The sequence below is a fragment of the Bacillus sp. 2CMS4F genome (genome assembly GCF_023161785.1).
GTDB classification, from domain to species: Bacteria; Bacillota; Bacilli; order Bacillales; family Bacillaceae; genus Bacillus; species Bacillus halotolerans.
Window position 1 is genome coordinate 189384 of record NZ_JALNTO010000003.1, and the last position, 14565, is coordinate 203948.

Sequence of the window (14565 nt, forward strand, 5' to 3'; positions counted from 1 at the left end):
CCCCTGATCTTGAGGTCAGGGGGTTTTTTATGCCTATATCGGACAACACACTCAAGCAAGACGCGAGCGGCGCCGAAGGAGGTGAACATCTATTTTTAGGTGATCGCTTTTAACGCGCGGATAAAATCGCAGCCATTTCATCAATCGCATAACGCAGTTCGCCCTTCGTATTATAAAAGTGAGGAGCGAGACGGATGACATTGTCCCGCGGAGCGCAAATCACGTTTTTCTTCTTTAGTAACGCCGCCGTTTCCGATGCCCGTTCATCCCGAATGGAAATCATGCCCGGCTGCTGTCCTGATGGCGCCCCCGCAAGCTTCAGCCCTTTTTCAGCAGCATATTGAAACGCATCGGCACTCACTGCTTTTATATGATCGCGGATACGGGACATTCCGATATGATTCAGCAGCGATAAAGCCGCAGCCGCTGCATACACGCTTATAAAAGCAGGGGTTCCTGTTTGAAAACGCCTCGCGCCTTCTGCATAAGACGACGCCCCAAACCCGTTTTCCCGCCCGAACCAAGCAGATGCTTTGGGCTTCAGCTCGTTCGCCAGCTCTTTTCTCACATAAAGAAACGCCATGCCCGGTATGCCGAGCATATACTTTCTGGTGCCTGCCGCCAGCATATCTATGCCCCATTCCTTCACATCAATAGGAATATGCCCGGCAGATTGATATGCATCCACAAATACCATCGATCCCTTTCTCTTGGCGATGGCAGCGATGGCTTTTATATCTTGAATGCAGCCGTCACGATAATGAACGTGCGGAACACAGGTCAGCACCGTCTCTTCCGTGATATACCTTTCATATTGTTCGAGCGGCAGCTCACCGTCTATTGAAGGGATCATAGATACATTATAATCAGATTGTGCCTGCCAAATATGAGACACCGCCGGAAAATCCATCTCCGTGTATACAACATGTTTCTTTTTAACAGCAGACAAGGATGATGCCACGGAAATCAGCGCATCAGAAACTGACGGCACAATCGCAATCTCATCCGGCTCAGCCCCTACCAGTCTCGCAAACTCGTTTCTGGCACTCTCTGTCTTTTCAATCGCTTCATTCCAGTTCGTCCCTCTATGCAGCAAGCTGTCATGATAATCTTGTATCGCCTTTGACACCGGCTCTGCCAACGCGCTCTGTGAGCAGCTGGCAAGCATGATGCGGCTCTGCACGGTTGGGAACAGAAGTCGGTACTGCTGCGGCAAATGTTCCATTCTGATTCACTCCTTTTTATTATTTTGATGAAAAATCCAGAAATAAACAATAGAATAATAAAAAAAAGGAGATGGTTACCATGAGAAAAAAAGTGCTCTTCACAGGTTTTGACCCTTTTGATCAAGAAACTGTCAATCCATCGTGGGAAGCGGTGAAACGGCTGAATGGCTTTGAAACGGATCAGGTGATCATCGCTTCGGCACAAATTCCGACTGTGTTCAGAACCGCTCTCGACACTTTGCGGCAAGCGATTCATAAACATCAGCCGGACATCGTGATCTGCGTCGGGCAAGCCGGCGGCCGGATGCAGGTGACACCGGAACGGGTCGCGATCAACCTTGCAGACGCGCGTATCCCGGATAATGATGGAAACCAGCCGATTGATGAAGAGATTTCTCCCGGCGGGCCTGCCGCTTACTGGACAGGGCTTCCGATTAAACGCATTACATCTCAAATGAAGGAAAACGGCATTCCGGCGGCTGTTTCCTTTACGGCCGGCACATTTGTATGCAACTATCTGTTCTACGGGTTAATGGATCACATCCACCGTACGTCTCCGCACATTCACGGCGGGTTTATCCACATTCCGTACATTCCGGAACAAACAATCGACAAAACAGCGCCGAGCCTCAGCCTGGACATGATAGTCAAAGCATTGAGGATCGCCGCTGTTACGGCCGCACAATATGATCAGGATACGAAGTCACCCGGCGGCGCGCTGCACTAAGCGGCGGCCGCTTCACTGGTCAGTCTCTTTTTGTATACAAACGCTGACAGTGTGACGCTCACTTCGAACAGGACAAGCAGCGGAATCATCACGAGAAAATCAGAAATAAAATCTGGCGGGGTAATCAATATGGACACCACGATCAGCAGAAAATAGGACAGCTTTCTCGCTTTGGCCAGCCGGTATGGATTTAAGATGCCTAACCTTGTCAAAAACATCACCACAAGGGGCATTTCAAACAGAAAACCGAACGGCAGGCTCAAATTCACCATAAACCTGAAATAGCGGTCAGCGGTAAACATCGTTTCAAAATGGCCGGCAGACAAATGAGTCAAAAAGCCGAGAACGATCGGAAACAACACAAAATATCCGAACGAGATGCCGGCCAGAAACAGGGCGAATAATCCCGGTATGTACATCAGTGTCACGTTGCGCTCCGTTTTTGTCAGCGCCGGCGCTACAAAACGCCAAAGCTGATAGGCGGCAACGGGGATGGAGGCGGCAATCGCACAAATGCCGGCAAGCATCATATATACCCAGAGAATTTCACTCGGTCCGAGAACAGCTAATTTTCCGTCAAAATCTCTGATCAGCCAATCATAAATGTCCTCCACAAACAAAAAAGCCGTAATTAAAAACAGAAGAAAAGCCGCAAGTGTGAAGATGATCCGACGGCGAAGCTCTTCTAAATGTCCGATCAGATGAGTTTCTTTTTTATCCATTCAAAAAAGCCCTCCCTTTCATGAGAAAAAGAGGCAGACCATGCGTCTGCCTCATCAGCACTCAGCCTGCGTTTTTGTCCTGCTTCACCGCTGACAGCTCAGCTGATTTTTCTTCTTTTTCATCACCAGACACAAGTGATTTTGTGGCGCTTTTGAATTCCAGCAGAGTCCGACCGGCGGCTCGCCCGATTTCCGGAAGCTTTGAAGGGCCAAAAATAATGAGGGCGATGACAAAGATCAGAATCAAGCCTGGTATTCCAATGTTTGAAAACATTATGTTTCACTCCTTAATGCGTAATTTTTGCCCGTTTTTTGATCATTTGTTTTTCATGGGCTTTGTTGTGCTCAAAGAAACGGTCCTCTTCGACTTCATTGGATTGTTTCACTCCGCCTTGAACCATTGTCGAGGATACCTTTCTCAATCCGGTTTGGTCTTTTTGATAGACGAATGAAGCCCGTGTGGAAATAGCTGCTCCGGGCTCTGTCACAAATGGCATTACCCGATAATCAGCTTTCCACTGGTGCGGCGTTACTGTACAGCGGACATATCCGCGGTAATCGTTAAAGAACTTGATATGTGGATTTTCCTTTAAAATTTGATCGGTATCCGCCCGCTTATCCGCTCCGTTTCCTCCGGATGTGATGGAGGTGCCGACAAATTCAGCCCCGAAAATTTTTGAGCTTGTTTTATTAAAATCGACATGCAGATTCGATGCCCAGCTTGCGTGTACATCTCCTGTCAGCACGACAACATTGTTTAAATTTTTGCTGTTAATGTAATTGACGACCCGTTCGCGCTGAGCCGGATAACCGTCCCATGAATCCATGCTGTAGATCGGGCTTGAGCTTGTCCCGAAATTCCACTTCGCAAAGAAGATTTGCTGTGCCAGCACATTCCAATATGCAGTCGAGCTGCTCAAATTGTTAAAAAGCCATTGCTCCTGTTCTTTTCCTAACAAAGTCCGATTCGGATTGAGCGATTCATCAGAAGGCGGCTTATTGCCGTCGTTATTGGCTTGGTCATCTCTGTACTGGCGTGTATCCAGCACATTAAATGATGCCAGATTTCCATACGTAAAGTGGCGGTACAGCTGCATATCCGGGCCATTCGGCAGAGAGGAGATGCGGAGCGGCATATGCTCATAATAAGCCTGATACGCCGCCGCACGCCGCAATACAAACGCGTCAACCGACTGCCCTTTTTCCGGGATTTTATTGGCATAGTTATTTTCAACTTCATGGTCATCCCACGTGACAACCCAAGGAAACGCCGCATGCGCCGCTTTTAAATTAGCGTCTGAACGGTATTGGGCATGGCGGTTTCGATAGTCCTGCAGCGTAATGATTTCTGCGCTGTTGTGCGTCCGGACATTGCCTGTTTTCGATACATATTCATTCGGCCCGTACTCATATATGTAATCACCGAGATGGAAGACAAGATCAAGCTTTTCCTTCGCCATATGCTTGTAGGCTGTATAATAGCCATGCTCATATTGCTGGCAGGAAGCGAAGGCAAAGGTCATTTTCGGCACATTGGCACCTGGGGCCGGCAGTGTTTTTGTTTTTCCGACAGGACTTAGCTCATGTCCGGTTTTGAATCGGTAGTAGTACACTTTGTTCGGCTCAAGCCCGTCCGCTTCCACGTGGACAGAATGGGCGAGACTCGGTTTGGCCATTTCTGTGCCCTTTCTTACGATCTTGCGGAAGTTCTCATCCTTTGCCACTTCCCATTTGACAGGCACAGCCTGGTTCGGCATCCCCCCGTCGTTCAGCGGATCTGGCGCCAAACGCGTCCAGAGCACGACGCTGTCAGAAAGCGGATCTCCTGAAGCGACGCCGAGCGTAAACGGATAACTAGAGAACTTAGGCGCAGCATTTACTTCAAATGCTCCGACTGACTGAGCAATGGTTAACCCAAGAGAAAGCCCCGCAATTTTTCCAGCCCCCTGAATAAATTTGCGGCGGTCAAACGTATTATTCTGAAAGCTTTCGTCTTTCAATTTCTTTACCCATTCGTCAAAACGACTGTCATATGCCATTCCAGATCCCCTCTCTTCTCATTGATCGCTTTCATTATAGGAAACCATTGTTAATTAGCTGTGAAGAAGTGTGAAGGGATTGTAAGCACTGAACATGGGAAACAGGACTTCATTCACAGCCCTTTCGCCGAAACATGCCGACAGCTGGCAAAACGGCGTGTTTTCTGCATATCCTGTCGTTTGCAAGCCGCCCTTTTTACCCATTTTTCTTCACATGATCTTAAAAAAACAAAAACACCGAGCGATTTTGCAAAATCACTCAGTGTTCGGAAAGGCTATCTGTTATTTAGAAAACAATCTGCTGAAAAAGCCCTTCTTTTCCGGTTTTGCAGCTTCAGGCTCTTGTTCTATTAAAATTCCTTTTTCCTTCACTTCTTGCAGCCAAAATGGAAATTCAGTAAGCAATGCATCATAAAGCTCATCATCAGAGATGCATTCAATGTCTTCGATATGCAGGAAGTTTGCGTTATCAACAACACGCCCTTCTAGCGTATCCAGTTTATTAAGAAAATCGAAATTGCCGTTACCGATGCCGACAAACTGCCAAAACACCGGTTTATCAGAGGCAGCTTCAATAATGGGTTTGATGGATTTTTTACACCCTCCATCATTAATAAAAACGATAAAAGCGGGATATGAACTCGGTTCTTCCACAACATATTTATGTAACACGTCTTTTATGACCGGCGGCTCATCATTTCTCCCGAATTTATGCAAGAGTTCATTATTCAAAATTTCGCGATCAACATAGCCTGAAAAATCGATTTCAGAGACTGGCTTTAACCGGGAGAATTCATTATCATAAACCCATACATCAAGCAGGCCGTTATCATCAAACTGATCAGCCACAGCCAAAATCCGCTCCACCACTTTTTGAACCGTTCCGTTTTTATACAGCGTTCTCATTGAACCGGTAATATCCAGCACCAGCCCGACACGAGCCGTCACCTTGGTTAACTGTTTTTTCTCCAGTACGATTTTTACGCTCTTCTTTTGCAGGTCAATTGTCGCCATTTTGTCATCTCCTGTAGTTCTTTTATCCGATTATCTCACAGAAATATTTACCATTGGTATAACTTTTTAAAGAAAAAACACCGTTCAGATGTGAACGGCGTCTCTCTTTAAAATGTGTTATATACATTTTCACATGTTTCGCCCGTCGGCTGATAAAAACAATGTGATTTGAATCTGGCTACAAACGGCTGGTTATACCAGGTCGGCGGGCAGTTTCCTTCCGGCTTGAAATACCACAAGCTGAATTTTGCCGGCCAGAACCTCTCCCCGTTTATCGTCCGGCGTGCCAAGGCCCGCTCGCTTTCCCGCGGTCTTTGATAAAAGTATCCATGAGTCACCGCTTCAAACGCATGCGGCTGAAAAATCATCTGCCTGATGGTGCGGAGGCCTTTAAAATCAGAGCAATTGGCCCTCAGCCGATTAATCCCAACATTTCCGACAAGCAGCATCCCCTGCTTTCCTTCACCTTCCGCTTCCGCTCTGAGCAGCCGTGCCATCAAGTTGACATCAGCACTTGTTGCTCTCACAACCGCCATCACGTCACCTCCCCTTTTTCTCCTTTCATCATATTGCAATACCCAAAGAGTGATGACGGAGGGACAGAAGAAGTTTTAAAATTTATTCTCTCGGTACTGTCACAAACCATAAAGATCGGTAATTGCAGAAGAAAAATGGACACCTGGCCGTCAAGGGAAATCTCCAGTAAAATCCCGGATTCTACGGCATGGCAGATGCAGATTCACCCCTAAATTCATAACAATTCCTCATCCTTTTTCCACCCATAGCCGAAAACGCTTTGTGAAGAACACAAAGTAATGTTTAACTTTCCGTATTTGAGGAATCATACATAACAAATCAGATAAAAGAAGGAGGAACCTTATCATGACACATGTGAAAGCGCTCGCGATTAAAGGTATTATGACGATTATTGTTTTGTATTTGGTGCTGGGTCTTGGCTTTGGTTTCACGTTTGGTGATACGCTGCTGATGACAGTTGTGTTAGGGGTCATTTCTTATTTGCTTGGAGACCTTTATGTATTGCCCCGATGGAACAATATGATCGCCACTTTGGCTGATTTCGGTTTGGCATTTCTCGTGATTTGGCTGATGGGCATGCCGCTTTCTATGGGGATGACTGGCGGAGAAATTGCGCTGGCGGCTCTATTCGGAGCAATCGCCATGGCCATCGGTGAATATTGCTTCCATTTCTATATGATGAGCAAAGAAATTGGCAAAAAGCATTATCTTGAAACAAGAACAAATTCATAATCAAAAGGCCGGTGCTGACAGCATCGGCCTTCTATCATAAAGCATCTTCCCGGTCTATGTTTCGGACAGACCAAATCGCTATCAAGATGCCGATCGCACCTAAAGAAAGCGGAATGTAGATAATCGTTGCCAGCGATAACTCGGGGCTTTGCTGGCTGATCAGTATCGTCAATATAACCGATGAAATGATAGCAGCCGGAACAGAGCGTTTCCTCATCCCAAAATATAAAGGAATAAAACTCAAGCACGCAGCCGAAGCGGCATATATCGCCATACTGCCGACCTCTTGCCCGATAGTCTGGACTGATAACATCTCAGGTATAAGTTGATAATATTGATTGATTTGCGCAAAGATGAATGAAAGCGCAATTTCAGACACCATAATGGTGGTAAACGTCAGTCCGCCTGTAATCAGCAGCTTGGCAGCAATCAGTTTTTTCCGGCTGATGGGATATGTAAACATGACGGTAATCGTTTTATTTTTGTACTCACTAATAATCAATTTGGCAATCAGCACACTGGCGAAAACAACAAATACAGATCTTACAAACGTTCCAAGCAAAAATAGCGTGGATGCCGCATCAGTCATCACCTCCGGCTGCGGGAGTTTTTTTTCTTCTGATGCGATCAAGCATATAAATCCGAGAATACATAGATTTGCAATAACGGCGCCTCTGTAATACCAGCCTAATTTCATTTTTTTCAATTCAAGTTTCATTAAATTCAACATGTTGTTTCAACTCCGTATTTAAGCATCTTGCCGGTCAGCTTTCCTGACTGCCATGTATGAAAAAAACAAACCGACAGCAGCTAGAGATAATGGAATATATACAATGGAAGAAATGGACAGGCCCGGGCTTGTTGAACTCATCAGCATGACGAGCACGACAGATGAAATGATGGTTGCCGAGACAGAGTGCTTACGCATCCCAAAAAAGATGGGAACTAAACTGGTGCCAGCGGCGCCAAAAGCAAAAACCGCCATTTTTACCGAATGCTGAGAAATGACATCGGCGCTCAATTCTCCCGGAATGACATGGTAGATCGAGTTCAGCATATAGAAAGCGGCTGCTACGAGCGCATTTGAGACCAAAATGGTGATAAACGTCAGCCCGCCTGAGATGCTAAGCTTAGCAGCGAGCAGTTTTTTCCGGCTGATCGGGTACGTGAACATCACTTGAATCGTTTTGTTTTTATATTCCGATATGACTAATTTGGCGATCAGTACAGCGCCAAAAACGATAAACACCGCTCTGACAAAAGTGCCAATGACGAGAAATGCATCATCCATGCTTTGAAACGATTCAGTGCCCTCCGCTTTTTCTATGTAACTGACCAACCACATAAAGCCAAGGATAATCAGGTTAGCAATGATGACTCCTCTTACATACCATCCCATCTTCATTTTCCTTAATTCGATTCTGATCAAATTCAGCAACGGTCTCGCCTCCTTTACGCACTGATGTGATTGCCGTTGATCAAGCTGATGAAGTAGTCCTCCAGTGACGTATACTTTTTATTCATTGATTCAATGTCTACATCATTTAAAATCAGCGCTTTTGATATGGCACCCTGTGATTGTTGAGCATTATAAATCCGAATGGTTTTATCATTTAAGATTTTAAAGTTGGCAATGTGAAGTTCTTTCTCAAGCACAAAGCAGGCTTTTGTCTGATTCGATGTAACGAGTTCGATGTATTCTGTGTTTTGCCCCCTGACATCTTCCATCGACACCTCTTCCAGCAGCCTGCCTTCACGAATGACGCCGATTGTGTCCGCAATTTGTTCGATTTCACTCAGCATATGGCTGGAGATCAGCAGTGTCATTCCATACTCTTTGCTTAATACTTGAAATAAGTTTCTGATCTTTTTAATGCCGACAGGATCAAGGCCGTTTACCGGCTCATCCAATATAAGCAGATCAGGTTTGGTGAGGATGGCGCGCGCTATGCCGAGGCGCTGCTTCATTCCAAGCGAAAATGTTTTGACGGGTTTCTTGTCGATCTGTTTTAAATTCACCATATCGAGCACTTCTTGAATGGCTTTTTTATTGTGGTATCCCATGTATGCACAATGCAGCTCTAAATTTTCGATAGCCGTCAGATTTTCATAGAAAATCGGATATTCAATCATGCTGCCGATCTTGCCGAGCACCTCATATGACGTATGGGTGAGATTGTTTCCGAGGATAATGATTTCACCGCTTGTCGGTTTTACAAGACTTGTCAGCATTTTCATGATGGTTGTTTTCCCTGCTCCGTTCGGGCCGAGAAAGCCGTAAATTTCACCTTTTTTGATATGCATGCTGACATCTGATACGACTTCTTTGCCTTGAAACGTTTTGGTCAGTCCATTTGTTTGTACGATGTAAGTCAACGTTGTTGCTCCTTTCCTCTTTTTCCTGTTTTCTATTGTAGCGGCGGGCCCTGTCATTTTTATTTCTTCATTCTTAAGAAATTCTTACGATTGTTAATAGGTCATTCGTTTTAATGTAATCGTAAACGCTGTCCGTTCACACGGCTTGCTTTGAAGAGAGATGGAGCCCCCCATTTTTTCCACAAGCCTTTTCGTGATCGTCAAACCGAGACCGCTCCCTTGGAATGCTTTGTTTCTTGATTCTTCAAGTGTGTACAGCCTCTCAAAAACCCGCTGCTGGTCTGTTTCACTGATTCCTTTTCCGCGGTCCCATACGGAGATGGCAATGCTTGTCTCATCATAAGAAAGTGATAATCCGATAAACTTGCCAACCGCGCCATATTGAATCGCGTTGGATAATAAATTTTGCAGGATACGGTCCAGCGCCTCCTCATTTGCATGCGCGTATACCGGCGTATCCGGAATATCAATCTCCGCGTTAAAACCTTTTGCCTGAACGGCATCATAGTAATGCAGGATATTTCGTTTGCATACTTCGTTGATATGTATTTTTGTAATCGGGATTTGTTTGTCTTCAGATTCCAATTTGGCTAAATCAAAAAAAGAGTGGATCATTTGGATGAGTTCATTTGTTTTTTGGTGCAGCTTCTCAAGCAGTCTTTCCCGCTCGCTGTCCGGCATATCCCGGTCACTTTGGATGGCTTCGATATAACCGAGAATAACCGTCAGAGGTGTTTTGAGATCGTGTGACATATTGGTCAGCATCCGTCTCATGGATTGCTCTGTTTTTGCAAACCGGGCGTTGATATGCTGATGATCCTCAGCGAGCAGATTGATGTTGACGAGCAGGTCCCTGAGCGCACGGTCATCTGTATGAAGTAAAACCTGATCGGCCGATTCGTTGTCAAGCATGGCGCTAAGCTTTTCTGCCGTATACGTCAAATTCCTGTCCCGGTTCTTTTTCATCATATATTGAATGACATTCAGACACGCCAAAGCGATGATAGCGGCTATCGTTAATACTGCCATTCTAAAACTCTCCCCATTTATAGCCGATGCCCCATAATGTTTTGATATATTGAGGAGACGATGGATCATCTTCAATCTTTTCTCTCAGCCGTCTCATATGTACATTAATGATGTTTTGGTCGCCAAAGTACTCCTCATTCCATACGGAACGATAGATTTGTTCTTTCGTAAACACCTTTTTAGGATTTGCTGCAAATAGTATCAGCAGCTGCCATTCGGTTGACGTCAGCTGAAGCGGTTCGCCGTTTTTCAGAACGGATACATTGTCTATATCGATCGTAAGCTGGTGAACACGAATCACCTGATGTTCAGCCGGTTCACTCGACGAATATTGCGTCGCCCTCCGTATCGCTGCTTTGACTCTGGCTGTCAGTTCAATCATCGAAAACGGTTTGGCGATATAATCATCCGCCCCGAATCCCAGCCCCAGTGCTTTATCAACATCTCCGTCTTTTGCTGAAATCATTAAAACAGGAATCTTGCTTTTTTCCCGAATGATTTTTAAAACATCCATTCCATTCAGCTCCGGAAGCATAATATCAAGCAGAATAAGGTCGTACGCCTGCTCTTGAAACCTCCGAATGCCCTCTTCACCGTCGTAAGCATGCACGATTTCAAAGCCTTCTTTTGTTAAATAATGGTCCACCATTTCACTGATTGAATGGTCATCCTCCACAAGCAATATGCGCTGCATCCTCTCACCTAACCTTTTCATAGTCAAAAAACACACATGTCATTACGCTTATTGTAATTGAAAAACATGTGTGTTTTACAAAATTTATTCTTTTTTTCCTGTTTTCAGCTTTTGCCTGCAGCCGCTCTGCTCAGTTTTTCTCCTTTACTTGTTCATATGTTTTTGGATAAAATCCAAAAGCGTATTTCCTTGTGCGGTAAGAATGACGCCCTTCCCGCTGCATGCCGGGCAAGGTTTGCCTTCTATTTCTCCGGCTCTTTCACAATGCGGACAAGCAACCTCCAGATCATCAGTTGCGATCACCATTTGAATTCCTCCTTTCCCATTGATTAAACATGGACCACCAGCCTTCTTCCATTGGCCGTCACCTCCTTTAAGAAACACAAAAACCCCCGTCCTATCAAAGGACGAGGGTCTCGCGGTACCACCTTTATTAACAGCTAAAAAGCCATTCGCTCATCAGTACAGAAAACGTCAGTTTCGATACTCCTCTCTTGGTAACGGGGAGAGCATCCCGGCATTGCCTACTATCTATTCAGCAAAGCAATTCAGAAGCCCATTCGGCATCAGGGGAGGATCGGTTCACACCTGCCACCGACTCTCTGAACCCCGCTCACTGATGCTTACTTGCTCTTCCTCTTAATTGTTAATCCGTTCTTTTCATTTGTAAAATTTATAATACTCCGTCAATTTACAGAAGTCAATTCTTAATTCAATTTAGGTTCGCCAAGTGCTTCCAGAGCCATATTTACGTGCTCCTCCTGCTGTGTCTGAAGAGCGAACTTGGCAATTTCCAGCGGATACGCCGCCTGCATCTCTGAGATGTGATCCTGCATTTTTGACCATACACGGCCGCCTGCTTGATCATAGCATTCAAGCAAACGGGCTGTTTCTTTTTCTCCGAAAATCATGTGGTAAAAGACAAAATCCTTGGCTGGATCGGCGACTTTCGCTTCTGTCCAATCCAGGAGGCCTGTCACGTGTTCGTTTTGATCAATAAGGATATGCGGCGGATGGAAATCGCCGTGTATCAGCGCGGAGAAACCGGGCCAGTATGCATCATCATTGATCCACGTTTGCCATCTTTCCCAAAGCTGCTTAGATACGCCAAACTTATTCTTTACATCAGCCATAGATTCAGCTGTCATTTTCCTGAAATCTTCTGGCATCACCACTTCTATTCCGGATTGGCCGGCAGATGTTTGATTCATGCCATGTAATTCTGCCAGTATTTCAGCAAGTGTATGAACAAAATTATCTGACGGCGGCTGATGACTCATATTCCATACATACTGTTTCTGTTCCAAATCAATCCCAGCAGCAGGCGTTCCGCTAAGCTTCGGATAAGCGATCAATTCCGGCATATGAATTTTCCAATCCGGCACATCAGCTGTGAGGTTCGCGCGGAGAAAGGCAAGCGTTCTGCCTTCTGAAGCTGCTCTTTCAACTACATCGCTTCGCCGCGGTTTTCGCAGTACCCATGGCATACCTGTATCATCCTCGGCAAATACAACTTGAAAATCCATTCCCGTTTCATTCAATTGAGCGTTATCACAGTGAACCGTCAAACCTTGATTGCGTGCAAGCGCGACAATCTCAGTGATTAGCTGCCTTTCGTTCGGGTTTGTCATCTCTTTTCCCCTTTCTCATATTCCGCCTGTCGTTAGAGAGAAGGGATGTTTTTAAGGAACAAAAAAAGAGGGCAGCATCGCCACCCTCTTTTCATGACAATATAAGGGTACATACATAGGCAGATTCATCCCGATTCCCCGCATCCAGGCGAGTGTCGTTCACTATTGAATTCGTGTCAATCGGAATCTAATGAATGCCATGTCGGAACCCCTCCGTTCATTGTAGTTGATCTCCATCTTACATCATATTCCAGTTTTGATCTACTATAAAAAATGAATCAAGTCACAGGCGCGGGATTAAACAAACACAAATCATTATGAAGGCCCCAATGGTCCGCCCATGTTTGTTTCCTGCCGCTCGCTACATCTAAGACCATGCGAAAAATCTCCCAGCCGACTTCTTCAATACTGGCCTCTCCGGTAGCAATTCGCCCGGCATTGATATCGATTAAATCCGCCCAATGCTCTGTTAATGAATGGCGTGTAGATACTTTCAGCACTGGCGCAGCAGCCAATCCATACGGTGTTCCTCTGCCTGTCGTAAAGACCTGCAGATTCATGCCTGCCGCCAGCTGAAGGGTTCCGCACACAAAGTCGCTTGCCGGCGTCGCTGCAAACAGCAAACCCTTTTTCTCCGCCTTCTCCCCAGGCCCGAGCACACCGGAAATGGGGCTTGTGCCTGACTTTGCTACCGATCCTAACGCTTTTTCCACCACATTGGATAAACCGCCTTTTTTATTGCCAGGTGACGGATTGGCGCTTCTGTCTGCTTCCCCCCGCCTCAGATAGCTGTCATACCACTTCATCTCATCGATCAGCGAACGTCCGACCTCTTCGCTGACAGCCCGGGGCGTTAATAAGTGAATCGCATCCCGCACCTCAGTCACTTCAGAAAACAAGACCGTTGCGCCTGCCCGAACCAATAAATCAGCCGCATATCCCACTGCCGGATTCGCCGTCACGCCGGAAAAGGCATCACTGCCGCCGCATTGAAGGCCAATTACCAGATCAGAAACAGGGCAGGTTACACGGACTCTGCTATTGAGTCTGATTAACCGCTCCTCCGCCATTTCCATCAACGATTGAATCATATTCGCAAAGCCTTGATGATCTTGAAGTGAAATGATGTGATCTTTTTTCTCAGGTGCAATCCGTGCCGGGAGGAGCTTTTCACATCCTAATCCGACCACCATCACTTCCCCGCCGAAGTTCGGATGCTTTGCCAGATTTTGAATCGTGCGTATGGGAATCACGGCGTCTGGGGCATTGATGGCCACGCCGCATCCATATTGATGATGAAGCGGCACGACATCATCGACATTTGGATATTTCGGAAGAAGCTCTTCTTTTATCCGTTTTACCGCATAACCCAGCACGCCGACGACACATTGAACACTTGTGGTGATACCGAGAATATTTTTCGTTCCCGCACTGCCGTCAGCATTTCGATATCCTTCAAACGTATAGCCTTCAAGAGGCGGCAGCGGTTCAGGCACTTTGTTTGCGATAGGAAGGTCATGGAGTTCCGGAGGGGCGGGCATTCTCACCAAAGCTTCCCGCACCCAGCTTCCGCGTTTGATCGGCTGATCTGCAAATCCGATCACTTCTCCATAACGCACGATGGCATCCCCCTGATTCAAATCGGTTAGGGCCACTTTATGGCCTTGAGGGACATCTTCTTCAAGCATCAGCCCGCATGGAAAAACAGTGCTCTTTTTCAGTCCGCCGTCATTTACAATAATCGCCGTGTTATCTTTTACATTCACTTTAATGTAAAGAGGCGCTTGATTCTGTCTGAGGTTCATCACCATAGGAATATCACTCCTCAACATTGTAAA

17 protein-coding genes, 1 pseudogene and 1 other annotated feature are annotated in these 14565 nt (G+C 46.0%); of the genes and pseudogenes, 3 read left to right on the forward strand and 15 right to left on the reverse strand.

Annotated features, from left to right (window positions below):
• Positions 1-109: 109 nt before the first annotated feature.
• On the reverse strand, positions 110-1225 hold the full coding sequence (locus MTN95_RS07665) for an aminotransferase class V-fold PLP-dependent enzyme (protein WP_248337583.1): 1116 nt from the start codon (positions 1223-1225) through the stop codon (positions 110-112).
• Positions 1226-1305: 80 nt separating this feature from the next.
• Here MTN95_RS07665 and pcp point away from each other — a divergent pair, with 80 nt between their 5' ends.
• Positions 1306-1953 (forward strand): pyroglutamyl-peptidase I, encoded by a 648-nt coding sequence (gene pcp, locus MTN95_RS07670; protein ID WP_248337585.1) that lies wholly within the window; start codon positions 1306-1308, stop codon positions 1951-1953.
• On the opposite strand, the gene tatC is transcribed toward pcp, so the two are convergent.
• The 6 genes from tatC to MTN95_RS07700 form a co-directional block, all read right to left on the reverse strand.
• Positions 1950-2675: a twin-arginine translocase subunit TatC gene (gene tatC / locus MTN95_RS07675; protein ID WP_024120100.1), complete on the reverse strand. Its 726-nt coding sequence runs from the start codon at positions 2673-2675 to the stop codon at positions 1950-1952. The two genes, pcp and tatC, sit on opposite strands and share 4 nt — an antisense overlap.
• Positions 2676-2736: 61 nt before the next feature.
• Positions 2737-2949 carry a sec-independent protein translocase protein TatAD gene (gene tatAD / locus MTN95_RS07680; RefSeq protein WP_010332899.1) on the reverse strand — a complete coding sequence of 71 codons (213 nt, stop codon included), beginning with the start codon at positions 2947-2949 and terminating at the stop codon, positions 2737-2739.
• A gap of 13 nt (positions 2950-2962) precedes the next feature.
• Positions 2963-4714, reverse strand: coding sequence for an alkaline phosphatase D family protein (gene phoD, locus MTN95_RS07685; RefSeq protein WP_248337588.1), 1752 nt, complete (start codon positions 4712-4714; stop codon positions 2963-2965).
• A 54-nt stretch (positions 4715-4768) separates the two neighbouring features.
• Entirely contained in the window at positions 4769-4918 is a 150-nt protein-coding gene (locus MTN95_RS07690; RefSeq protein ID WP_049809871.1) for a hypothetical protein, read from the reverse strand.
• Positions 4919-4996: 78 nt separating this feature from the next.
• On the reverse strand, positions 4997-5728 hold the full coding sequence (locus MTN95_RS07695; RefSeq protein ID WP_105991800.1) for a vWA domain-containing protein: 732 nt from the start codon (positions 5726-5728) through the stop codon (positions 4997-4999).
• A 107-nt stretch (positions 5729-5835) separates the two neighbouring features.
• Complete coding sequence (locus tag MTN95_RS07700) at positions 5836-6264, reverse strand: cell wall hydrolase (protein WP_101865304.1); 429 nt, start codon at positions 6262-6264, stop codon at positions 5836-5838.
• A 346-nt stretch (positions 6265-6610) separates the two neighbouring features.
• Between MTN95_RS07700 and MTN95_RS07705 the strand changes: the two genes are divergently transcribed.
• Positions 6611-6997 (forward strand): YndM family protein, encoded by a 387-nt coding sequence (locus MTN95_RS07705; RefSeq protein ID WP_105955412.1) that lies wholly within the window; start codon positions 6611-6613, stop codon positions 6995-6997.
• Positions 6969-7031: pseudogene (locus MTN95_RS21595) on the forward strand (hypothetical protein); the annotation flags it as partial. The gene MTN95_RS07705 and the pseudogene MTN95_RS21595, both read left to right, overlap by 29 nt.
• Here MTN95_RS21595 and MTN95_RS07715 read toward each other — a convergent pair.
• The 8 genes from MTN95_RS07715 to garD all read right to left on the reverse strand — a co-directional run bounded on the left by MTN95_RS07715 (position 7032) and on the right by garD (position 14538).
• Positions 7032-7727 carry an ABC transporter permease gene (locus MTN95_RS07715; RefSeq protein WP_105955413.1) on the reverse strand — a complete coding sequence of 232 codons (696 nt, stop codon included), beginning with the start codon at positions 7725-7727 and terminating at the stop codon, positions 7032-7034.
• Positions 7728-7745: 18 nt separating this feature from the next.
• Positions 7746-8432 carry an ABC transporter permease gene (locus MTN95_RS07720; protein ID WP_202852466.1) on the reverse strand — a complete coding sequence of 229 codons (687 nt, stop codon included), beginning with the start codon at positions 8430-8432 and terminating at the stop codon, positions 7746-7748.
• Between the two features lie 17 nt (positions 8433-8449).
• The gene (locus MTN95_RS07725) at positions 8450-9373 is read right to left on the reverse strand and encodes an ABC transporter ATP-binding protein (protein WP_248337591.1); all 924 of its coding nucleotides are present in this window, start codon (positions 9371-9373) and stop codon (positions 8450-8452) included.
• Positions 9374-9466: 93 nt separating this feature from the next.
• Positions 9467-10402 (reverse strand): HAMP domain-containing histidine kinase, encoded by a 936-nt coding sequence (locus MTN95_RS07730; protein WP_202852412.1) that lies wholly within the window; start codon positions 10400-10402, stop codon positions 9467-9469.
• Between the two features lies 1 nt (position 10403).
• Positions 10404-11084: a response regulator transcription factor gene (locus MTN95_RS07735; RefSeq protein WP_105955433.1), complete on the reverse strand. Its 681-nt coding sequence runs from the start codon at positions 11082-11084 to the stop codon at positions 10404-10406.
• Between the two features lie 156 nt (positions 11085-11240).
• Positions 11241-11402, reverse strand: a complete 162-nt coding sequence (locus MTN95_RS07740; RefSeq protein WP_024120093.1) for a tryptophan RNA-binding attenuator protein inhibitory protein — start codon at positions 11400-11402, stop codon at positions 11241-11243.
• Between the two features lie 94 nt (positions 11403-11496).
• Positions 11497-11746 (reverse strand) — a binding site (T-box leader).
• Between the two features lie 57 nt (positions 11747-11803).
• Entirely contained in the window at positions 11804-12727 is a 924-nt protein-coding gene (gene mphK, locus MTN95_RS07745; protein ID WP_248337593.1) for a macrolide 2'-phosphotransferase, read from the reverse strand.
• Between the two features lie 278 nt (positions 12728-13005).
• Positions 13006-14538, reverse strand: a complete 1533-nt coding sequence (garD, locus tag MTN95_RS07750; RefSeq protein WP_248337595.1) for a galactarate dehydratase — start codon at positions 14536-14538, stop codon at positions 13006-13008.
• Positions 14539-14565 lie beyond the last annotated feature (27 nt).

Excerpts from the sequence above, each read along its gene's own strand:
- MTN95_RS07665 (WP_248337583.1), bottom strand. The coding sequence starts at position 1,225 with ATGGAACATTTGCCGCAGCAGTACCGACTTCTGTTCCCAACCGTGCAG.
- pcp (WP_248337585.1), top strand. The coding sequence starts at position 1,306 with ATGAGAAAAAAAGTGCTCTTCACAGGTTTTGACCCTTTTGATCAAGAA.
- tatC (WP_024120100.1), bottom strand. The coding sequence starts at position 2,675 with ATGGATAAAAAAGAAACTCATCTGATCGGACATTTAGAAGAGCTTCGC.
- tatAD (WP_010332899.1), bottom strand. The coding sequence starts at position 2,949 with ATGTTTTCAAACATTGGAATACCAGGCTTGATTCTGATCTTTGTCATC.
- phoD (WP_248337588.1), bottom strand. The coding sequence starts at position 4,714 with ATGGCATATGACAGTCGTTTTGACGAATGGGTAAAGAAATTGAAAGAC.
- MTN95_RS07690 (WP_049809871.1), bottom strand. The coding sequence starts at position 4,918 with ATGGGTAAAAAGGGCGGCTTGCAAACGACAGGATATGCAGAAAACACG.
- MTN95_RS07695 (WP_105991800.1), bottom strand. The coding sequence starts at position 5,728 with ATGGCGACAATTGACCTGCAAAAGAAGAGCGTAAAAATCGTACTGGAG.
- MTN95_RS07700 (WP_101865304.1), bottom strand. The coding sequence starts at position 6,264 with ATGGCGGTTGTGAGAGCAACAAGTGCTGATGTCAACTTGATGGCACGG.
- MTN95_RS07705 (WP_105955412.1), top strand. The coding sequence starts at position 6,611 with ATGACACATGTGAAAGCGCTCGCGATTAAAGGTATTATGACGATTATT.
- MTN95_RS07715 (WP_105955413.1), bottom strand. The coding sequence starts at position 7,727 with ATGTTGAATTTAATGAAACTTGAATTGAAAAAAATGAAATTAGGCTGG.
- MTN95_RS07730 (WP_202852412.1), bottom strand. The coding sequence starts at position 10,402 with ATGGCAGTATTAACGATAGCCGCTATCATCGCTTTGGCGTGTCTGAAT.
- MTN95_RS07740 (WP_024120093.1), bottom strand. The coding sequence starts at position 11,402 with ATGGTGATCGCAACTGATGATCTGGAGGTTGCTTGTCCGCATTGTGAA.
- mphK (WP_248337593.1), bottom strand. The coding sequence starts at position 12,727 with ATGACAAACCCGAACGAAAGGCAGCTAATCACTGAGATTGTCGCGCTT.
- garD (WP_248337595.1), bottom strand. The coding sequence starts at position 14,538 with ATGGTGATGAACCTCAGACAGAATCAAGCGCCTCTTTACATTAAAGTG.